This window comes from Chryseobacterium sp. 7, from assembly GCF_003663845.1.
Classification (GTDB): domain Bacteria; phylum Bacteroidota; class Bacteroidia; order Flavobacteriales; family Weeksellaceae; genus Chryseobacterium.
Window position 1 is genome coordinate 2,080,036 of sequence record NZ_RCCA01000001.1, and the last position, 20,018, is coordinate 2,100,053.

Genomic DNA, 20,018 nt, shown 5'->3' on the forward strand with positions numbered 1-20,018 from the left:
AATATGAAGAAAATTTCAATTGTAATTCCCGCCTATAACGAAGAAGGAAACGTTGCCATGATCCATCAGAAAATTAAAGAAGTTTTTGATGGCTTAAATAATTATGACTTTGAAATCATATTTGTGAATGATGGCAGCAGAGATAATACTCAACAGAAATTAGAAGAACTTTCCAGTCAGTATGAAGAAGTGAAATTCATTGAGTTTTCCCGTAATTTTGGACGTCAGCCAGCTGTAAAAGCAGGAATGGACAGTGCCCATGGAAATGCGGTTATCTCTATGGACGGGGACCTTCAACATCCGCCGGCTCTTATTCCTGAAATGATTAAGAAATGGGAAGAAGGATATGATGTAGTTTTTACCTATAGAACTTATCCCAAAGAGATTTCTTTCTTTAAAAGAAAAACATCAGACTTGTTTTACAAGCTTTTATCAAGCCTTTCAGACGTTAATTTAACGAAAGGTGGCGGCTCAGACTTCAGACTGTTGGATGCAAGCGCTGTTGAAGTCATGAGAAATTTTAATGAAGACGACTTATTCCTGAGAGGATTAACGAGTTGGATGGGTTTCAAACAAACAGGCATCGACTTTACCGCAGCAGAAAGACTCTCCGGAAAAAGCAGCTACAATCTTAAAAAGATGTTTACTTTTGCCTTTACAGGAATCACTGCTTTCAGTGTAAAACCGCTTTATCTGGCGGCGTATCTGGGTTTTTTGTTTTCAGCGCTTTCCGTAATCGGGTATGGAACGTATGTGATTCATTCATTTATTGCAAAAACTGAAATATCAGGTTGGGCATCTTTGATCATGACGATTGTTTTCTTTGGAGGGCTTCAGCTGATCATCCTCGGAATCATGGGAATTTATTTAGGTAAAATATTTAAACAGGTGAAAGACAGGCCTAATTATATTATTAAAAGCAAAAATTTTTAGAATGGTTTTATTGAGTTTTGATATTGAAGAATTTGATATGCCATTAGAATATAAGGGTGAAATTCCCTTTGAAAAGCAGATTTCAATTTCACAGACGGGATTAGAGAGAATTCTCGATATCCTTAAAAAACATAATGCCAAAGCTACTTTCTTTTCCACAGTAGTCTTTGCAGAAAACAGTAAAAACCTTATTGAAAGGTTATTAAAAGAAGGCCATGAACTGGCTTCGCACACTTGGTTTCATTCAGAATTTGAAGAGAAACACTTAAAGGAATCAAGAGAAAGGCTGGAAGAATTATTCTCCACAAAGGTTACCGGATTAAGAATGCCGAGAATGATGCCTGTAGACGAAAAAGAAGTGGAAAGAGCAGGATATTCCTACAATTCCTCCATCAATCCTACATTTTTACCGGGAAGATATAATAATTTAAAAGTATCCAGAACGTATTTCAAAGAAGGAAATGTAACGCAGGTTCCGGCTTCTGTTTCTCCTAATTTCAGAATTCCTTTATTTTGGTTAAGCTTTCACAACTTTCCTTTATTTTTCTATAAAAAACTGGCTTCGGACAGTTTGAAAAAAGATAAATATCTGAATATTTATTTTCATCCGTGGGAATTTGCAGAAATCAAAGACGAAGCTTTTAAACTTCCTGGATTTACCGTAAAAAACTCCGGAAGAGAGATGGTAGAAAGATTTGATTCGTTTGTAGGCTGGCTGAAAGAAAAAGGACATGCATTCGGAACATTTCAGGAATTTCAAAAACAGATAGAACGATGAAGATTGCCTTTGATGCAAAACGGTTTTTCCACAATACATCCGGTTTGGGAAATTACTCGAGAGATCTGGTAAGAATCCTTTCAGAATACGGACCGGAGAATGAATATCTGTTACTGAATAAAAACAAATCGGAGAGGGGAAAAGATATTCTGAACCGACCTAATGTTCATTTTGTTGAAACTTCAAAAGGAAGCCTTTCCCGCCAATTGAAAATGGGTAAAGATGCCCAAAAACAAGATGCAGATATTTTCCATGGCTTATCCGGGGAACTTCCTTTAAAATGGGATCCAAAACCCATTAAAAAGGTGGTTACCATTCATGATCTGATCTTTGTAAGATATCCGCAGTATTATTCTTTTTTTGACAGGAGAATCCATTTCTGGAAGTTTAAAAAAGCAGCTGATTCGGCTGATAAAATCATCGCTATTTCAGAACAGACCAAAAAAGATATTATCCAGTATTTAAAGGTTCCCGAGACGAAGATTGAAGTTATTTATCAGGGGTGTCATCATGCTTTTAAAGAACAGCAGTCTCCGGAACTCATGCAGGCTGTAAAAGAGAAATTTAAGCTTCCGGAAAGGTTTATACTGAATGTTGGAACCATCGAAGACCGTAAAAATCTATTGAATGTTGTAAAAGCAATCAACGGAACTGGAATTCCATTAATCGTAGTGGGCAGGAAGACCAAATATTACCAGAAAATAGAAAGTTTTCTGAAAAAGAATAAAATGGAAAACCAGGTGCTCTTCCTTGAAGGAGTTTCTATGGATGAACTGGCTTGTCTCTATAAACTTGCAGATATTTTTGTTTATCCAAGTTTCTTTGAAGGCTTCGGAATTCCTGTGATTGAGGCACTTTTCTCCAAAACTGTAGTAGTTACAAGCAACACAAGTTGTCTGCCGGAAGCAGGAGGAAAAGATTCTGTATATGTAAATCCTGACAATGATCTCGATATCCGGGCGAAAATTAAATTTCTCTGGGAAAATGAATCCGAGAGAAAACGCCGTGAGGAAAAGGGTTTCGAGTTTGTTCAGAAGTTTAATGACGAACCCATTGCGAAAGAATTGATAAAGTTCTATCAAAAAATTATCTGAAAAAAGTTTGCATTTTAAAAATAAATCCTACATTTGCATCATAATTCAATACAATGAAACCAACATTTTTAGCATTACATCATTATCATCATCTCTGCTAGACGGAATTGATTGATATAAGTATATGCTAAAATCAAAAATAATTAAAACCGTCTGAGTAAATTGACGGTTTTTTTGTTTCCTGAATTCTCCTCAGAAATTTCAATAGATCAGTTTTTATTTGCTCGGACCCAAAAAAGGCAAAATGAGTAAATTAAAAATTGCGATCCAAAAAAGCGGCCGGCTTTATGAAGAATCTCTTCAGCTTCTCAAAGACTGCGGAATCTTCGTCAACAACGGTAAAGACCAACTTAAAGTTTCAGTAGATAACTTTCCGATGGAAATCATGTACCTTCGGAACTCAGACATCCCTCAATATCTGGAAGACGGAGTGGTGGATGTTGCCATTCTTGGTGAAAATCTCCTGATAGAAAAAGGTAAAAATATCAAGACTGTTCAGAAGCTTGGTTTTTCAAAATGCCGTGTTTCATTGGCTGTTCCCAAAGAAGTAGAAACCGATGAACTTTCTTATTTTCAGGGTAAAAAAATTGCTACTTCATATCCCAATACCCTTAAAAGCTTTTTGGAAAAAGAAGGAATTGTATCAGATATCCACATTATTTCCGGTTCTGTAGAAATAGCTCCTAATATAGGCTTGGCAGATGGAATATGCGATATTGTAAGTTCCGGAAGTACTCTATTCAAAAACGGATTAAGGGAAACGGTTACTTTGCTGAAATCGGAGGCTGTTTTGGCTCAAACGCCTCAGTTAACACTCGAAAAAGAAGCTATTCTTGAAAAATTCGTCTTCAGAATCAAGTCCGTTTTAAAAGCAAAAAATTCTAAATACATTCTGATGAATGTTCCCAACGAAAAAATCCAGAAAATTGCTGATGTTCTTCCCGTATTAAAAAGCCCCACAGTCATTCCGCTTGCAGAAGAGGGCTGGAGCAGTATTCACTCCGTGATTGATGAAGAACGTTTCTGGGATGTCATCGACGAACTCAAAGAAAATGGTGCTCAGGATATCCTAATCATCCCAATTGATAAAATGGTTATTTAAAAAATGTAATTAATCATCAAGATCATTAAGATATGAAGAATAGTTAAGGTTCGTCAGAGATGAATGAATAAACAAATCTTAATAAATAGCTTCAGCTATGATCTTTATAAAACTTAACAACTTAAAAGAATCTTAATGGTTCAAAGAAAAAATTAAAAAGTACAATGAAAATATACAGATATCCCACAAAAGACACCTGGACAGACCTGGTAAAACGTCCTGTTCTTGAGCAGAAAGAAATTTCAGGTCTGATTACAGAAATATTCGTAGAAGTTGAAAAAAATGGAGATAAAGCTTTAATAGAATTCAACAAAAAGTTTGATAAAGCAGAAACTAAGAGCATAAAAGTTTCTGATGCTGAAATCCAGGAGGCTGAAAAGCAGCTCAATGATGAATTGAAACAGGCTATTCAACAGGCTAAAGAAAATATTTCAGTATTTCACGCCTCTCAAAAACAGGAAATTCAGAAAGTTGAAACGACAAAAGGAGTTGTTTGCTGGCGTGAAAACCGTGCTGTAGAAAAAGTGGGAATTTATATTCCGGGAGGAACGGCTCCTTTGTTCTCTACGGTATTGATGCTTGCAGTTCCTGCGAACCTGGCCGGATGTAAAGAAATAGTGCTGTGCACACCACCGGATAAGAATGGAAATGTCAATCCTGCAATTCTTTATGCAGCAAAGCTTTGCGGAGTTTCGGAAATCTTTAAAGCAGGTGGAGCGCAGGCTATTGCAGCTATGACTTTTGGAACAGAAAGTATTCCCGCTGTTAATAAAATTTTTGGCCCCGGAAATCAGTTTGTGGTTGCAGGAAAAGAATATGCACAACGTTACGGAGTTGCTATTGATATGCCTGCCGGACCGAGTGAAGTTCTTGTGATTGCAGATGAACAGGCCGTTCCTGATTTTTGCGCTGCAGATCTTCTTTCTCAGGCAGAACACGGCAGTGACAGTCAGGTTGTGTTTATTACTACAGACCTTAAAGTATTTGAAGAGACAATAGAGGCAGTTGGACAGCAAATCAAAGAATTACCGAGAAATGAATTTGCCGCTCAGGCTTTGGAAAACAGCTCTTTTATTTTAGTGAATTCTCTGGAGGAAGCGCTAGATTTCAGTAATCTTTATGCTCCGGAACACCTTATTCTGGCAATTAATGATTTTGAAAAATATATTCCGGTGATTCAGAATGCTGGCTCCGTTTTCCTTGGAAACTATTCCTGTGAGAGCGCCGGAGATTATGCCAGCGGAACAAATCACACGCTTCCTACCAATGCTTATGCAAAAAATTACAGCGGAGTATCGCTGGATAGCTTTGTGAAAAAAATAACATTTCAGCAGCTTTCAAAAGAAGGTCTTCAGAATTTAGGAAAAACAATAGAGCTTATGGCAGAAGCAGAAGGTCTGTTTGCTCACAAAAATGCAGTGTCAATAAGATTAAGGTAAGAATGTTGGAAAACGCAAAGACGCAAAATAATATTGTAAAACATATTTTTTAGGACGCAAAGATTTTATCTCCGATAAAATTGAATAATGTATATAAAAACACAAAACAATGCCTATACTCTTGCTGAAAATCTTAGATTTTCTTGCGCCTTAAAAAAGTGTTACAGAATTAAAAAACTTTGCGCCCTTGCGTTTATCAAAAAAATTGAACCATTAAGAAAATGAAGCTTTTAAGTAATGTTAAGATTTAAATACATTTGAATTTAGCTCACTGCTTAATAAAAATCGCAAGATATTTTCTTCATTATTCTTAATCACTTAATCCAGCTTAATGGTTTAAAAACGGTTTTATATTAAATCATTTTTTTAAAGAAAATCAATACAATGAAAAATAGCAGTATCAAAACACTCGTAAGAGAAAATATATTACAATTACAGCCCTACATCAGTTTCAGGGATCATAATGAATTCAACGCTCCGGTAATGCTGGATGCGAATGAAAGTCCTTTTGGAGAATGTAACCGTTATCCGGATTCTACCCAAAAAAGGCTTAAAAGCAAGCTTGCGGGGCTTAAAAATGTTTCACCCTCACAGATTGCCATAGGAAACGGAAGTGACGAGCTGATAGACCTTATCATTAAAATTTTCTGTGAACCTAAAAAAGATGCCGTTCTGATGATGAATCCGTCATTTGCGATGTATGGTTTCTATGCAGCAATCAATGAGAATAAAGTTTTGAAACTGGATTTGAATGAAAACTTTGAAATCGTAAAAGACAATTTCTTAAAAGCGGCAGAAGATCCTTCCCTGAAGATTTTCTTTTTATGTTCACCTAATAATCCTACAGGAAACAGTGTAGATGATATTGAATTTTATCTTCAGAATTTTAATGGAATCGTTGTAGTAGATGAAGCTTATATCGAATTCTCTGGTAAAAAATCAAGTCTGGAACTGTTGGATCAATATTCTAACTTGATTGTACTGCAGACTTTTTCTAAAGCATGGGGATTTGCCGGAGCAAGAGTAGGTATGGCTTATGCATCCGAAGAGACTATTACCCTGATTAATACCGTAAAAGCGCCTTATAATGTGAATGTTTTGAGCCAGGAATTGATTTTAAAGACATTGGAGGAAGAAAATAAGCTTCAGGAGAACGTAACTCGTATTCTGGAAGAGAGAACATGGTTAAAACAGCAGTTTGAAGGAATTACATGCATTAAGAAAATATTTTCAACAGATGCTAATTTCTTTCTGATCAGAATGGAAAATGTTGACAATGTCTATGCAAAAATGTTGGATGAAGAAATTTTAACCAGCAGAAGAGACCCGGCTATTCCTGGATGTATCAGGATTAATGTGGGTAACCGTTCGGAAAATGAAAAACTAATTAACCTTTTAAAAAGAATATAATATAGCTTGTTAAAATATAAACCATTAAGAGAAACGAAGATAATAAGAAAAGTTAAGATTCATCAGGATGAATAAAATGCAACGCTAAATTAATAGCTTCAGCTATGTTCTTAATACTTCTGAATCACTTAAAAAAGCTTAATGGTTAAAAAAATAAAAAAACATATGAAAAAAGTACTCTTTATAGACCGTGACGGAACATTGATCATTGAACCGCCTACAGATTTTCAGGTAGACTCTCTGGAAAAGCTTGAGTTTTATCCGGGAGTTTTTCAAAACCTGGCAAAAATTGTCAGTGAGCTGGATTACGAGCTGGTGATGGTAACCAATCAAGACGGGTTGGGAACGGATAGTTTTCCTGAAGAAGATTTCATAAAACCCCATGCAAAAATGTTGCAGGCATTTGAAAATGAAGGAATCATTTTTAGTGATATTTTAATTGATAAAAGCTTTGAATCCGAAAATCTTCCTACCAGAAAACCAGGAATCGGAATGCTGAGTAAATATATTTATGGAAACTATGATCTTGAAAATTCCTATGTAATTGGCGATCGAAGTACGGATGTTCAACTTGCTAAAAATCTGAAATCTAAAGCTATTTATCTTAATCAAAACTTAAATACAGAAGCCGAGTTATCTACAGCACAGTGGTCAGAGATTTATCAGTTCTTAAAATCAGGAATGAGGAAAGCCAAAGTCTCCAGAAAAACCAATGAAACTGATATTGAAATTGAAGTCAATCTTGATGGAAATGGTAAGTCAGATATTTCAACCGGACTTCACTTTTTTGATCACATGCTGGATCAGATTGCGAGACACGGAAATATGGATCTTACGATTAAAGTAAACGGAGACCTTGCTGTAGATGAGCACCACACCATTGAAGATACAGGGATTGTATTGGGAGAAGCCATTTTAAAAGCATTAGGAAAGAAAAAAGGAATTGAAAGATATGGTTTCCTGCTTCCGATGGATGATTGTCTCTCTCAGGTGGCTATTGACTTTGGCGGAAGACCATGGTTGGTTTGGGATGCTCCGTTTAAAAGAGAAAAGATAGGGGATATGCCTACCGAAATGTTTTATCACTTTTTTAAGTCCTTTACGGATGCCTCAAAATCCAATCTGAATATCAAAGCAGAAGGAGATAATGAACACCACAAAATAGAATCCATCTTTAAAGCCTTTGCAAAAGCCGTTAAAATGGCGGTAAATCAATCGGATACTAATTACAGTTTACCTTCTACAAAAGGAAGTTTATAAATATGATTGCCATAATAAAATACAACGGAGGAAATGTGAACTCTGTCCAGAATGCCCTCAACAGGCTGAATGTTGATTCTGTGATTACAGATGATCCTGAGCAGATTTTAAAAGCTGATAAAGTGATTTTTCCAGGCGTTGGAGAAGCTTCGTCTACCATGAAACTTCTGAAAGAAAGAGCACTTGATCTCCTGATTCCAAGTCTTAAACAGCCTGTTTTAGGAATATGTCTGGGAATGCAGTTGATGTGTAAAGGAAATGAAGAAGGGGATACCGAAGGAATGGGAATTTTTGATATCAAGGTCAGAAAATTTCCGGCAAAGGATATTGTTCCGCACATGGGCTGGAATACACTTTCAGAGCAGAAATCACCATTGTTTTCAGGAATCGAAAAAAATAATGATGTCTATTTTGTTCACAGTTATTATTGTGAACTCTCAGACTTTACCACTTCTGTTTGTGATTATATCCTGCCATTCAGTGCTTCATTACAGAAAGACAATTTTTTTGCGGTACAATTTCATCCTGAAAAATCAGGAATCGTAGGAAATCAGATTGTTAAGAACTTTATAAATTTATAATGATGAAAATAATTCCGGCTATTGATATTATTGACGGCAAATGTGTCCGCCTGTCAAAAGGAGATTATAACACAAAGAAAATATATAATGAAGACCCTGTAGAAGTGGCGAAAGAATTTGAAAGTTTCGGCATTAAGTTTCTTCACCTGGTGGATCTTGATGGAGCAAAATCAAAGCATATTGTCAATCAGAAGGTTCTTGAAAATATTGCTCAGTCTACTTCGCTGCATATTGATTTTGGGGGAGGATTAAAAACTCAGGAAGATATTGAAACAGCTTTCAATTCTGGGGCAAAACAGATTACTTTAGGAAGTATTGCGGTGCAAAATCCTGAGTTCTGCTATGAAATGATCCAAAAATATGGTGCTGAGAAAATTATTCTTGGCGCTGATTGTGACAACAGAAAAATTAAAACTTCCGGATGGCTTGAAGAAAGTGATAATGACATCATTGATTTTATCCTTCAGTATCAGGAAAAAGGAATACAATCCACAATATGCACTGATATTGCAAAAGATGGGATGCTGGAAGGTCCGTCAACCGGGCTTTATATTGAGATTTTATATAAAACATCAGTTCAGCTTGTAGCAAGCGGTGGTATTTCCGGTATTGTTGACGTGTATAAAATGAAAGATATCGGGTGTACAGGGACAATCATCGGAAAAGCAATTTATGAAGGAAAAATAAGCTTACAACAACTTCAAAATTTTATTGAAAATGCTTAAAAAAAGAATTATTCCATGTCTGGATATCAAAGATGGGGCTACGGTGAAAGGAATCAATTTTGAAGATCTTAAAAATGCAGGAGATCCCGTAGAGCTTGCCAAAAAATATGAACAGGAAGGAGCAGATGAGCTTGTTTTTCTTGATATTACTGCAACTATTGAAAACAGAAAAACCTTTGTAGATTTGGTAAAAGATATTGCAAAAGAGCTCAGCATTCCTTTTACCGTGGGAGGTGGAATTTCGTCTGTGGAAGATGTCAGAAAGCTTCTGGAAGCAGGAGCAGACAAAATCAGTATCAATTCCTCAGCGGTAAAAAATCCGGCACTTATTTCTGAGTTAGCTCAAGAATTCGGTAGCCAATGCGTTGTGGTGGCTATTGATACAAGGATGGTGGCTGATAAAGACCTGGTTCACATCAAAGGCGGAAGAGAAGCCACAGAACTTTCTACAGTAGAATGGGCAAAAAAAGCTGAGTCCCTCGGAGCAGGAGAAATTCTGCTGACTTCTATGGATGGCGATGGCACAAAAAATGGCTTTGATCTTCGCATTACAAAGCTGGTTTCTGAAGCGGTAGGTATTCCGGTGATTGCTTCAGGCGGTGCTGGTGCTGTGGATGACTTTGTTAAAGTATTCAATGAAACAAAAGCTACAGGAGGATTGGCAGCCAGTATTTTCCATTTTAATGAAATAGGGATTCAGGATTTAAAACAAGAGTTAAAAACTCAAAAAATAGAAGTACGATGAAAATAGATTTTAATAAAGATAATGGGCTTGTTCCGGTAGTCATTCAGGACAGCAGAACACTGCAGGTTTTGATGCTGGGCTACATGAATGAAGAAGCTTTTGAAAAAACAGAAAAAGAAGGAATTGTTACTTTTTTCAGCCGCTCCAAAAACAGGCTCTGGACAAAAGGTGAGGAATCGGGTAATTTTTTAACAGTAAAAAGTATTGACATTGACTGTGACCAGGATACCATTTTAATTAAAGCTGTTCCGAAAAATGTAGTTTGTCATACGGGAAGTTTCAGCTGTTTCGGAGAAAAGAATGCTAAAGGTTTTTTGTATGAGCTGGAAGAAAAGATTTCACAGAGAATAGATACCAAAGCTGAAGGCTCTTACACCTATTCACTTTACCAGAGAGGAATTAATAAAATGGCTCAGAAAGTCGGAGAGGAAGCAGTAGAATTGGTTATAGAAGCTAAAGATAATAACGAAGAACTCTTTAAAAATGAAGCTGCAGATTTGCTGTATCACTTGCTGATTTTATTGAAAGCCAAAGGGTTTTCTTTGGAGGAGATTGAAGAAATTCTTAAAAACAGAGATCAATAAAAATCTGGTTCGCTGTTTGGTTGTAAGGCAGAAAGCACTTTGGTAAATGAAAAATGCTATTTTAGATCAGATAAAATAAACTTTCAGATGTATGATTAATGAGTTACAGAAAGCTCTGGATCTAATGAATGATGGGCAATATATGCCTGCTGTTACTATTTTAAATTATTTAAATGGATTATCTCCAAAGGCTGAAAACTATAGACTGTTATTCATGTCAAATTGTTGGTATAAAATAGGAGAATATCAATGGGCTATTGATATTGCTGATAATTTATTACAGAAGGATGAGCACAATGAATTAGCTTCTCAGATAAAATATTTATCCTATTGTGAGCTTAAAGATTTTGATAATGCTTTAGAAGAAATTATACGTTTTCTATCATTTAATGAAGCGGATGTTTATAAAGTAACTCTGGAGGAATTATTAACAGATATTAAAAATGGCTTTATTAATGAACAGGCTATTGTTTCTAAAATCAAAGAACTGGCATTAAAAAATAACTGTTTAAAATGACAAATATTTAAACGTATTTTCCAAAATAAAACAGCAGGAATATTCCTGCTGTTTTATTGATATAAATTGATTGATCTCTTATCTTTCAATCATAATATTCTTAACAAGAGTTTCTTCTCCTACTTTTAATACACCGATGTACACTCCGTTTTGTAAACTTGAAACATCAATTTTTCTTTCATTATTTACTTTCAGAAGAGATCTTCCCAGAGAATTACTGATTTCAAAACTGAAGTTGGCTTCTTTAGAATCAGGTAAGTCAATATTGAGAACATTATTGGCTGGATTTGGATAGATTTTGACCGCTTCTAATGAGTTTTTAGCAGTTGCTTTGCTCATTGTGGTAGTTGCCGTTGCAAAATGCTGTAAAGCGCCTACAGTAGCCTTCCCGATATTATAAACATAAACAGGATCCATATTGGTAAAAGTATCTTTTGAAGAGTGTGGATAGGTGCTTCTTATTCTTTCAAAATATCCGGTAATCACTTCACCTTTCTGCTCAAAAGGAATATAATCTGTATCAGCAGCCGGATCTACAGCTGTCTGAAGAGGAGAGTAGAGCGCCGTACAGTTTCTCAACTGCTGAGTTACTGCTGCAGAAGCTGCATTATTGCTGGAAACCCCTCCCTGGTCTTCATCACAGTACACGGTATTGTTATTATTTCCTTTTACACCACCTACCTGATCCAGATTGATGACCAGTTTGATATCCAGTTTACGGACACCTCCCTGATAGACCACATTATTTACATAGTGGCTGCTTCCTCTTAGACCTTGTTCTTCACCGGAAAAATGGATGAACTTGATAGAATATTCAGTTGGGACATTTCTTAAAATTCTTGCCGCTTCCAGAATAATGGATGTTCCGCTGCCATTATCATTCACCCCCGGACCATTAATGGTATCGAAGTGTCCGCAAATAATGACATACTTGTTAGGATAAAGCGTCCCGGTTTTGGTAATAATTAAATTTTTGGAGCTTGTAGTCCCGAAAGTAAAAGGACTTTCTACGATTTGGCTGGCGCTATAACCATAAGAAGTGTATTTGTTTTTGATCCAGTTCAGCGTGTTGGTATTAGCTACAGAGCCTGTAGTTTTTACACCTAAATTGCTAAACTCCTGAAGATTGGCAGTAATGTTAGCCTGGGTAACCATATCCGCTCTGTCTTTGTAAGCCTGAATAAAGCTTTGAGCCCCAATGTACTGCATCACAAATGCAGTGCACAAAAGTGTTGTGAATTTTTTCATATAAATAATATTATTTTGGTGACACGAATGTAGTAAATAAATCACAATAAAGTGTTTAATTTGTTAAAATAATAGAAAATTAATTATGGATATCATATTGATTCATTATTCTGTGTTGTGAATATTTTAATTGGGTATAAAAAACAAAAAACCTCTGAATGACTTCAAAGGTTTTTATTTAATTAAGTTTAATTGTCAATTATCTTTCGATCATCACTTTTCTAACTACAGTTTGATCTCCTGCTTTTAAAATTCCAAGGTAGGCACCATTTTCCAATCTTGAAGTATTGATTTTTGTTTCATTGATTCTCTTGAAAATAGAGCGTCCTTGAAAATCGGTAATTTCAAAAGTGAAATTCTTAATCCCGGAATCCGGAAGCTCAATATTGATCATATCCTTTGCAGGGTTTGGATAGATTTTTATATTTTCAAGAGTATTTTTTATAACCGTTTCATAAGTACCCAGTGTTCCTGTGGCAACCGCGAAATGCTGTAATGCTCCCACAGATGCTTTTCCTATTTTGTAAATGTATACAGGATCCGTATTGGCAAACGTATCATTTACCGTATGTGGATAAGTACTTCTGATTCTTTCAAAGAAACCCGTAATGACTTCACCTTTCTGCTCAAAAGGGATATAATCCGTGTCTTCCGCAGGATCTACAGCCGTCAGAAGAGGAGAGTAGAGTGCTGTGCAGTTTCTCAGTTCCTGGGTTACAGCAGCAGAAGCCGCATTATTGGTTGAAAGTCCACCCTGATCTTCATCACAATAAACGGTGTTGTTATTATTTCCCATCACACCACCTACCTGATCCAGATTAAAAACGAGCTTAATATCTAAAACACGGTTACTCCCCTGATAAGCAACAGTATTGGCATAATGAGTGCTCCCCAAAAGTCCTTGTTCTTCCCCGGAAAAATGAATAAATTTTATGGAATATTCTGTTGGTACGTCTTTCAGAATCCTTGCTGCTTCAAGAAGGATAGAGGTTCCGCTGCCGTTATCATTAACTCCCGTCCCGATAATACTGTCGAAATGTCCACAGATGATCACATATTTATTCGGATATACGGTTCCCGTTTTAGTAATCACCAGATTTTTTGAAGTGTATCCTCCTAAAGTAAAAGGGTCTTCTACAATCTGGCTGGCAGTATAGCCATAGGAAAGGTATTTGGTTTTAAGCCATTCCAGAGCATTGTTATTGGCTGTAGTACCTGTTTTTTTTACACCCAATCCTGCAAATTCCTGAAGAGAAGTGGTAATATTGGTTTGATTCACCATATTCGCTCTGTCCTGATAAGCCTGAATGAAACTTTGAGCATTCACATTATAAATAGCAATAGAAGCGAGTAAAAAAGTAGAAATTTTCTTCATTGTATGATTCTGATCCATGAAATACTGATGGAATGTCAACTTACATCAATATTTAGAATGATATTATTTATTAATGATTATTTTTTTTGTCGTATTTCCTTTTTCGGTCTTAATGGTAACCATATAAACTCCATTTTTAAGACCTGAAGTGTTTATTTTTTCTTCATTTTCAACATTCAGAACTGAATTTCCTACCATGTCATTGATCTCAACTTTAAATTGCTTTACCTTTTGTTGAAATTCTATAGTCAGAAGATCTTTAGCAGGATTAGGATACACTCTTACTGCTTCTGCTGAATTTTGTATAGTTTCTTTAGTGCCTAGAAGATTACTGGTTGTAGTGGCAACAGCAAAATGCTGCAATGCTCCCACCGCGGCTTTTCCTACATTAAAAACATAGACAGGATCAAGGTTGGCGTAGGTATCACTGACCGTATGCTGATTATTGCTTTCAATTGTTTCATAAAATCCAGTTATGGTATATCCTTTAGCTTCAAAAGGCATATAATCTGAGCTGTAAGCATGAGAAAGATTAGTTTGAAGAGGAGAGTAAAGGGTAGTGCAGGTCATTAGTTCCTGAGTCATCGTATTAGAGATTGCGTTGTTGGAAGATATTCCGCCCTCATCTCTTTCACAGTTGATTGTATTGTTGTTATTTCCTATAAGACCTCCTACCTGATCAATATTTAATACAAGTTTTATATCCAGAACACGGGTGCTTCCCTGGTAAGCAACATTATTTACATAGTGGTTACTTCCCACAAGTCCCTGTTCTTCTCCGGAGAAATGAATAAACTTAATGGAATATTCTGTAGGAACATCTTTCAGAATCCTTGCTGCTTCAAGAATAATGGACGTTCCGCTGCCATTGTCACTTACTCCGGGACCTATAATGGTATCATAGTGTCCACAGATAATGACATATTTGTTGGGATACACAGTCCCGGTTTTGGTAATAATGAAATTTTTTGATGCATTACCTCCGTAAGTGAAAGCATCGTCAGAAAAATCACTGGCTGTATATCCGTAGGACAGGTATTTATTTTTAAGCCAGTCAAAAGCATTGTTATTAGCTGTTGTGCCCGTTTTTTTTACACCCAATCCTGCAAATTCCTGAAGATTGTTGTTGATATTGGTTTGGGTTACCATATCAGCTCTGTCTTTATAAGCCTGAATAAAACTCTGTGCACCAATAGTTTGCAATGCAACGGAAGTCAGTAAAAAAACTGCAACTTTTTTCATTATAGATACTTTCTTTAGAGATTGCTAATATAATAATAAATCACTATTTATTGTTAGCAATTAAGGCTGTATTAATGATATTATTTGTTGTTTTAATAATTATATATCTTTTTCTTGTATTTGGGTTGTTGTTTTATTTTTATTCATTAAATACGTCTTGTTTGTTTATATTTTACCGTAGTGTGAAGTATTTTATGTGTAATTTTTATAAATTCATTGTGGGAATTAAAATGTTGTAATGTTGAGATGATAAAAACTTCTGAAAATTGCAATCAACTGAAAAGGAGATTTACGTTAATAGGAAGGTGAAATCGGGGAGTATAGAGCAAAAAAAATCCCGGATAAATCCGGGACTATATTGATAACAAAATCTATTCTACATTATTTTACTTGATCTACAACAGCTTTGAAAGCTTCAGGGTGATTCATTGCTAAATCTGCTAAAACTTTTCTGTTAAGTTCGATGTTGTTCTTTTTAAGAGCTCCCATAAATTGAGAGTAAGACATTCCGTGCTCTCTAGCTCCCGCGTTGATACGAGTGATCCAAAGTGCTCTGAAATTTCTCTTTTTCTCTTTTCTACCACGGTAAGCATATTGCATTGCTTTTTCTACCGCGTTTTTAGCTACAGTCCAAACGTTCTTTCTTCTTCCGAAGAAACCTTTAGCTTGCTTAAAAATTTTCTTTCTGCGAGCTCTTGAAGCTACGGCATTTACTGATCTTGGCATAATTTAAATTGTTTTTTTGAAAAGGGCGGTAACAGATGTTACTCTTATAGGCACCGTTCCAGGGTTAAATTGTTGAATTTGTTTTGAATTCTTATAAACCGAATATAGATTTATAAAAACTACTTAATTGCTAATTGACGTTGAACGCTTTTTTCGTCCACTTTAGCTACGTAAGAAGTAGTAGTAAGATTTCTCTTCTGCTTAGTTTCTTTCTTAGTTAAGATGTGGCTTTTGTAAGCATTTTTTCTTTTGATCTTACCAGAACCAGTAAGAGCAAAACGCTTTTTAGCACCTGATTTCGTTTTTAATTTTGGCATTGTTTTGCTTTTTTATTGTTTTTGTTATCAATATCTGTTTTGGTTACTCCTAAAGACATTAGGAATAATAGTGTGCAAAGATACGAAAAAAAATCAATTCGAGCTTTCATAATCTTTGGTTTTATCCTATTTATATAAAAAACCGCCTCTGTAAAGAAGCGGCTATATAACTTAAAATTGTTTTTTTATAAGAAATCTTCAACAATGATGTCGTTTCTTTCTTCATTATTTCCTCCTAAAATAACTTTAATTCTGAAACCTGAAGGAATTGCTGCTCCTGTTCTAGAATAAAGCTGAAGTTTAACGTGAGGATTAGCTACATAATAATTAACCGCAGTATTAGAACTCCAAAGCGGGCTTCCGTCTCTATAGATTACCATATTTCCGTCATTTTGTACGATAAGAGATGGAGTACCCGTACTTCTGTACGTATTGGAATGCCATAGCACAGTATTAAGTCCCGGTCTTTCTCTGTATAAAACAAGATTGTTGTCTGTTTGCATGATGAATCGGTAAGTACTTCCGTTGTATTCCATGCTGATGGATTGCCCTGCGCTTAATGTCTGAGGGTGATTTGTAGATTCTTTTAAAAGAGTGTAACGTGTAAGGTCTATAAAACGGGATGCGCTCTTTCCGTCTGCAGTAGTGCTTTTTTCAATCTGTGTGTTCGCATTCACATTGTCAAGATCATTATCCTGAGCACAAGATGCAAGAAGCATCGGAAGACTTAATAAAGTCAGTAATTTGGTTTTCATAAGTATAATTTAACAGCACGAATTTAATAAATAAAACTATTAAATCACAAATTTGAGATTAAAATTATATTGTTTTATCCTTTGTTTAAAGCAATTTTTAATTATATTTAAAACACCTTTCGGTGTATTGAATTGAAAAATCATCACTTTAATAAATGATGATTTTGGGATATTTTAATGCAAAGTAATTATGATTGAAAATGCGTGAAATGGTATTGTTGGTTGATTTTGTTTCTATAGTTGATGAAAATCATGAAAAATATTCATTATTTTCTTTCCAGAACAATACTTTCTAAAGACATTTTGTTGTTTGGGGTAATAGCAATACTTAGTTGCCCGTTTCTATGGGAAATACTAGTCTTAATATCTATATTTTTCCCTGCTAATCTTTGTATAGTCCAGTTCCCTTGTAAAACAGGATCAGCAGATAAAGTATATGTTTTTCCTTTATCCATTGTTTTTATAAGTTGATGTTCGGAAAATGTGCATATATCTTCTGAAGATGCATTGAAAAAATATCCGGGAATCGTTAAGGTGTTTTCATTTTTTTTAATCCCTGTATTCTTTCCATATTTATTGAAGAATAGAATGTATTCCAACTCCCCAGCTTTCGTTTTTACTTTAACATAGTCTTTGTTAAAAAACTTATTGGCTTTCATCTGTTCACCAATATTAAAGTTGGGCTCATCACCTACATGGAAAATCATAATGTCAGGATTTCTTTTTATGACATAATTGGCATCTCCCAGTTCATGGGCTAGAGCTCCGTTTCCAAAGTTTTTAGGCGGGTGCCTTGGAATATAATAATCATTCAGACCAAGCATATCTATGGCTGGTAGTTCTGAAGAATAGGGGATACATCCGGCAGACGTTACAGCAATAAGGGTTTGATGAGGAAAAGTTTCCTTTAAAATTTCCCCAAGTTTAATTCCTTTGAACTCCCATCTTTCGTCAACTGCATTTTTATTGTCTGTTATTGTAGACTGAATAAAAGTATTGGCAGCTAAAAGAATAATGACGATAAAGCTTACTTTCTTTGATTGCAGATTGATCTTTTTGACATATTGTAATCCAAAAATAATAGAAAAAACAAATAAGATAAGGACTACATAATAATGTCTGAATGCTGGAAAAATGTCACCTCCAACTGATGTTACATATCCAATCCAGGCTGTAATGACCAATATCAAATAATATCCAAAAAGTGATCTTTGTTTTAAAAGATAATAGAGTGAAACCAATCCCAGTCCGGATAAGAACAAGGTACCAACGAATGCTTTAAAATTATAAAAACCACCCCGAAGTATATGATGAATAGTCACCTTCACCTTTACTAATGCTGTATTGGGAACTAATTCTCCATAAAAATTATAACGAAAAGCAAGCTGCCCCAAAAGAAATAATGTGGGAATTACTGCCGTTGCTAATCCTATTTTGATGAACTGTTCTTTATTTCTCCCCAGAGTAACCAGTAAAAACCCGGATGTTAAGATCGTAAACAGGAAACCGTCCGGTCTGGTAAGCGCTAAAAGTCCAAGCCAAAGGGATAAAAGATAGATTGTTCTGAAACTTTTGCCATTGATGATTTTGGATACTTCAATCAATGTTAAAGTCAACAGGAAAGTATATAAAGGCTGTTCCAGCCCTCCGATAGCCCAAACCAGAAAACATGGCGTTGTCACCAATAGTAATAGCGCAAGGAAAACAGATTCCTTTTTTATATTTTGACTTTTACAATAATAAAGAATAGTGCCCAAAGTTCCCAATGAACATATAATACCTAAAATTCTTGCGGAAAGAATCAGATCTATGCCCAGTTTTCCCAACGCAGAAACGCCCAATACCCAAAGCAGATTAGAATAACCTTCTACAGGATGGCCGTCATTCCAGGTAAGACCTTTTCCTTCTATAAAACGCTGTGCATAGCGTAGTGATATTAAACTGTCATCTGAAAAAAAAGGATAGTAATAGTAGCATCCAAAACAAAAGATTATGGCTGCAAGAAAAAAAAGGATAAATATCCTAACTTCATAAATGATTGTGTTTATACCGGAGTTTCCTAAGCTTTTTAGGAATAGCAAATGCAAAATAACAAAAATAAAAAAGCTACAGACAAATTTATCTGCAGCTTTTCCTTTATCTGTAATAATGTTACGACTTTACAAACTCAAGAAGGTCTCTGTTAATAGTTTCAGCCTCTGTTGTCGGCATACCGTGAGGAAAACCAGGATAAGAAATTAATTTTCCGTTTTTAAGCAGGGTAGCAGCTACCTTACCTGTTGTTTCAAAAGGAACAATCTGGTCATCTTCACCGTGCATCACCAATACAGGTATATCTACACTTTTAAGATCTTCTGTGAAATCTGTTTCAGAGAAAGCTTTTACGCAATCATAATGAGCTTTGATAGAACCGTTCATACCTTGTCTCCACCAGTTTCTCTGGATTCCTTCGGAAATCTTAGCACCTTCTCTGTTGTATCCGTAAAAGGGGAAAGTAATATCAATGAAGAACTGTTGTCTGTGCTTAGCCGTATTATTTCGGATATCATCAAAAACAGAAATTGGAACCCCGTTTGGGTTGTTCTCATTCTGAACCATAATAGGAGTAACAGCACTTATCAGAACAGCTTTTGAAACTCTTCCGTTACCATGTTTTGCTGCATATCGGATCACTTCACCACCTCCTGTAGAATGTCCTACGTGGATGACATCTTTTAGGTCTAATGCTTCCACTATTTCTGCTACGTCAGAAGCGTAAGTGTCCATGTCATGTCCGTAAGGAGTCTGTTCAGATCTTCCATGTCCTCTTCTGTCATGAGCAATTACTCTGTATCCCTGTTCTAAGAAGAAAAACATTTGCGCATCCCAGTCATCACTAGATAATGGCCATCCGTGGTGAAAGAAGATTGTTGGTCCTTTTCCCCAGTCTTTGTAGTAAATTTCTGTTCCGTCTTTTAATGTAAGTGTGCTCATTGTTTCTTTTTTTAATGATTAATAAATAGTGTATTTGACTTTTTTATATTCACAAATGTAGATAGAAAATCTTCATGATATCTTGATCTAAGATAATAATTGATTAATAATTTTAAATAAATAATAATATATGCATAATATTATTTATTTAAAAAAGAATCTGAAAATCTTTATATTATAATAATTTTATAGTTATTAAGCCTTCTTAATTTAT

General features: G+C 35.4%; 20 protein-coding genes. 12 read left to right on the forward strand and 8 right to left on the reverse strand.

Annotated features, from left to right (window positions below):
* Positions 1-3: 3 nt before the first annotated feature.
* From CLU97_RS09545 to CLU97_RS09600, 12 genes are all read left to right on the forward strand, one after another.
* Positions 4-933, forward strand: a complete 930-nt coding sequence (locus CLU97_RS09545) for a glycosyltransferase family 2 protein (RefSeq protein ID WP_121487718.1) — start codon at positions 4-6, stop codon at positions 931-933.
* A gap of 1 nt (position 934) precedes the next feature.
* The gene (locus CLU97_RS09550) at positions 935-1,711 is read left to right on the forward strand and encodes a polysaccharide deacetylase family protein (RefSeq protein ID WP_121487719.1); all 777 of its coding nucleotides are present in this window, start codon (positions 935-937) and stop codon (positions 1,709-1,711) included.
* Positions 1,708-2,805, forward strand: a complete 1,098-nt coding sequence (locus tag CLU97_RS09555; protein ID WP_121487720.1) for a glycosyltransferase family 4 protein — start codon at positions 1,708-1,710, stop codon at positions 2,803-2,805. The genes CLU97_RS09550 and CLU97_RS09555 overlap by 4 nt, the downstream gene beginning before the upstream one ends.
* 244 nt (positions 2,806-3,049) lie before the next feature.
* A complete protein-coding gene (gene hisG, locus CLU97_RS09560) occupies positions 3,050-3,907 on the forward strand; it encodes an ATP phosphoribosyltransferase (RefSeq protein WP_121487721.1) in 858 nt (285 codons plus the stop codon).
* Between the two features lie 164 nt (positions 3,908-4,071).
* A complete protein-coding gene (gene hisD, locus CLU97_RS09565) occupies positions 4,072-5,346 on the forward strand; it encodes a histidinol dehydrogenase (protein WP_121487722.1) in 1,275 nt (424 codons plus the stop codon).
* A gap of 384 nt (positions 5,347-5,730) precedes the next feature.
* Positions 5,731-6,756 (forward strand): histidinol-phosphate transaminase, encoded by a 1,026-nt coding sequence (gene hisC / locus CLU97_RS09570; protein WP_121487723.1) that lies wholly within the window; start codon positions 5,731-5,733, stop codon positions 6,754-6,756.
* A gap of 165 nt (positions 6,757-6,921) precedes the next feature.
* Positions 6,922-8,016: a bifunctional histidinol-phosphatase/imidazoleglycerol-phosphate dehydratase HisB gene (gene hisB / locus CLU97_RS09575; protein WP_121489694.1), complete on the forward strand. Its 1,095-nt coding sequence runs from the start codon at positions 6,922-6,924 to the stop codon at positions 8,014-8,016.
* 2 nt (positions 8,017-8,018) lie between these two features.
* Positions 8,019-8,597, forward strand: coding sequence for an imidazole glycerol phosphate synthase subunit HisH (gene hisH / locus CLU97_RS09580; protein WP_121487724.1), 579 nt, complete (start codon positions 8,019-8,021; stop codon positions 8,595-8,597).
* 2 nt (positions 8,598-8,599) lie between these two features.
* The gene (gene hisA / locus CLU97_RS09585; protein WP_121487725.1) at positions 8,600-9,322 is read left to right on the forward strand and encodes a 1-(5-phosphoribosyl)-5-[(5-phosphoribosylamino)methylideneamino]imidazole-4-carboxamide isomerase; all 723 of its coding nucleotides are present in this window, start codon (positions 8,600-8,602) and stop codon (positions 9,320-9,322) included.
* Positions 9,315-10,067, forward strand: coding sequence for an imidazole glycerol phosphate synthase subunit HisF (gene hisF / locus CLU97_RS09590; RefSeq protein ID WP_121487726.1), 753 nt, complete (start codon positions 9,315-9,317; stop codon positions 10,065-10,067). The genes hisA and hisF overlap by 8 nt, the downstream gene beginning before the upstream one ends.
* Positions 10,064-10,651, forward strand: coding sequence for a bifunctional phosphoribosyl-AMP cyclohydrolase/phosphoribosyl-ATP diphosphatase HisIE (gene hisIE, locus CLU97_RS09595; protein WP_121487727.1), 588 nt, complete (start codon positions 10,064-10,066; stop codon positions 10,649-10,651). Before hisF ends, hisIE begins: the two co-directional genes overlap by 4 nt.
* A gap of 91 nt (positions 10,652-10,742) precedes the next feature.
* A complete protein-coding gene (locus CLU97_RS09600; protein WP_121487728.1) occupies positions 10,743-11,168 on the forward strand; it encodes a hypothetical protein in 426 nt (141 codons plus the stop codon).
* 78 nt (positions 11,169-11,246) lie between these two features.
* Here CLU97_RS09600 and CLU97_RS09605 read toward each other — a convergent pair whose 3' ends face one another.
* The 8 genes from CLU97_RS09605 to CLU97_RS09640 all read right to left on the reverse strand — a co-directional run bounded on the left by CLU97_RS09605 (position 11,247) and on the right by CLU97_RS09640 (position 19,804).
* Positions 11,247-12,416, reverse strand: a complete 1,170-nt coding sequence (locus tag CLU97_RS09605; RefSeq protein WP_121487729.1) for a M28 family peptidase — start codon at positions 12,414-12,416, stop codon at positions 11,247-11,249.
* A gap of 199 nt (positions 12,417-12,615) precedes the next feature.
* The gene (locus tag CLU97_RS09610) at positions 12,616-13,791 is read right to left on the reverse strand and encodes a M28 family peptidase (protein WP_121489695.1); all 1,176 of its coding nucleotides are present in this window, start codon (positions 13,789-13,791) and stop codon (positions 12,616-12,618) included.
* A gap of 63 nt (positions 13,792-13,854) precedes the next feature.
* Positions 13,855-15,033, reverse strand: a complete 1,179-nt coding sequence (locus tag CLU97_RS09615) for a M28 family peptidase (RefSeq protein ID WP_121487730.1) — start codon at positions 15,031-15,033, stop codon at positions 13,855-13,857.
* 381 nt (positions 15,034-15,414) lie between these two features.
* Positions 15,415-15,759 carry a 50S ribosomal protein L20 gene (rplT, locus tag CLU97_RS09620; protein WP_100375628.1) on the reverse strand — a complete coding sequence of 115 codons (345 nt, stop codon included), beginning with the start codon at positions 15,757-15,759 and terminating at the stop codon, positions 15,415-15,417.
* Between the two features lie 119 nt (positions 15,760-15,878).
* A complete protein-coding gene (gene rpmI, locus CLU97_RS09625) occupies positions 15,879-16,076 on the reverse strand; it encodes a 50S ribosomal protein L35 (RefSeq protein WP_002979658.1) in 198 nt (65 codons plus the stop codon).
* A gap of 185 nt (positions 16,077-16,261) precedes the next feature.
* Positions 16,262-16,831 carry a hypothetical protein gene (locus CLU97_RS09630; RefSeq protein ID WP_183084547.1) on the reverse strand — a complete coding sequence of 190 codons (570 nt, stop codon included), beginning with the start codon at positions 16,829-16,831 and terminating at the stop codon, positions 16,262-16,264.
* A 266-nt stretch (positions 16,832-17,097) separates the two neighbouring features.
* A complete protein-coding gene (locus CLU97_RS09635; protein ID WP_121487731.1) occupies positions 17,098-18,912 on the reverse strand; it encodes a hypothetical protein in 1,815 nt (604 codons plus the stop codon).
* A 70-nt stretch (positions 18,913-18,982) separates the two neighbouring features.
* A complete protein-coding gene (locus CLU97_RS09640) occupies positions 18,983-19,804 on the reverse strand; it encodes an alpha/beta fold hydrolase (protein WP_121487732.1) in 822 nt (273 codons plus the stop codon).
* Between the last annotated feature and the right edge of the window lie 214 nt (positions 19,805-20,018).

What these genes read in the sequence shown, in the direction of transcription:
- CLU97_RS09545 (WP_121487718.1), top strand. Translation starts at nt 4, where the DNA reads ATGAAGAAAATTTCAATTGTAATTCCCGCCTATAACGAAGAAGGAAAC.
- CLU97_RS09550 (WP_121487719.1), top strand. Translation starts at nt 935, where the DNA reads ATGGTTTTATTGAGTTTTGATATTGAAGAATTTGATATGCCATTAGAA.
- CLU97_RS09555 (WP_121487720.1), top strand. Translation starts at nt 1,708, where the DNA reads ATGAAGATTGCCTTTGATGCAAAACGGTTTTTCCACAATACATCCGGT.
- hisG (WP_121487721.1), top strand. Translation starts at nt 3,050, where the DNA reads ATGAGTAAATTAAAAATTGCGATCCAAAAAAGCGGCCGGCTTTATGAA.
- hisD (WP_121487722.1), top strand. Translation starts at nt 4,072, where the DNA reads ATGAAAATATACAGATATCCCACAAAAGACACCTGGACAGACCTGGTA.
- hisC (WP_121487723.1), top strand. Translation starts at nt 5,731, where the DNA reads ATGAAAAATAGCAGTATCAAAACACTCGTAAGAGAAAATATATTACAA.
- hisB (WP_121489694.1), top strand. Translation starts at nt 6,922, where the DNA reads ATGAAAAAAGTACTCTTTATAGACCGTGACGGAACATTGATCATTGAA.
- hisH (WP_121487724.1), top strand. Translation starts at nt 8,019, where the DNA reads ATGATTGCCATAATAAAATACAACGGAGGAAATGTGAACTCTGTCCAG.
- hisA (WP_121487725.1), top strand. Translation starts at nt 8,600, where the DNA reads ATGAAAATAATTCCGGCTATTGATATTATTGACGGCAAATGTGTCCGC.
- hisF (WP_121487726.1), top strand. Translation starts at nt 9,315, where the DNA reads ATGCTTAAAAAAAGAATTATTCCATGTCTGGATATCAAAGATGGGGCT.
- hisIE (WP_121487727.1), top strand. Translation starts at nt 10,064, where the DNA reads ATGAAAATAGATTTTAATAAAGATAATGGGCTTGTTCCGGTAGTCATT.
- CLU97_RS09600 (WP_121487728.1), top strand. Translation starts at nt 10,743, where the DNA reads ATGATTAATGAGTTACAGAAAGCTCTGGATCTAATGAATGATGGGCAA.
- CLU97_RS09605 (WP_121487729.1), bottom strand. Translation starts at nt 12,416, where the DNA reads ATGAAAAAATTCACAACACTTTTGTGCACTGCATTTGTGATGCAGTAC.
- CLU97_RS09610 (WP_121489695.1), bottom strand. Translation starts at nt 13,791, where the DNA reads ATGAAGAAAATTTCTACTTTTTTACTCGCTTCTATTGCTATTTATAAT.
- CLU97_RS09615 (WP_121487730.1), bottom strand. Translation starts at nt 15,033, where the DNA reads ATGAAAAAAGTTGCAGTTTTTTTACTGACTTCCGTTGCATTGCAAACT.
- rplT (WP_100375628.1), bottom strand. Translation starts at nt 15,759, where the DNA reads ATGCCAAGATCAGTAAATGCCGTAGCTTCAAGAGCTCGCAGAAAGAAA.
- rpmI (WP_002979658.1), bottom strand. Translation starts at nt 16,076, where the DNA reads ATGCCAAAATTAAAAACGAAATCAGGTGCTAAAAAGCGTTTTGCTCTT.
- CLU97_RS09630 (WP_183084547.1), bottom strand. Translation starts at nt 16,831, where the DNA reads ATGAAAACCAAATTACTGACTTTATTAAGTCTTCCGATGCTTCTTGCA.
- CLU97_RS09640 (WP_121487732.1), bottom strand. Translation starts at nt 19,804, where the DNA reads ATGAGCACACTTACATTAAAAGACGGAACAGAAATTTACTACAAAGAC.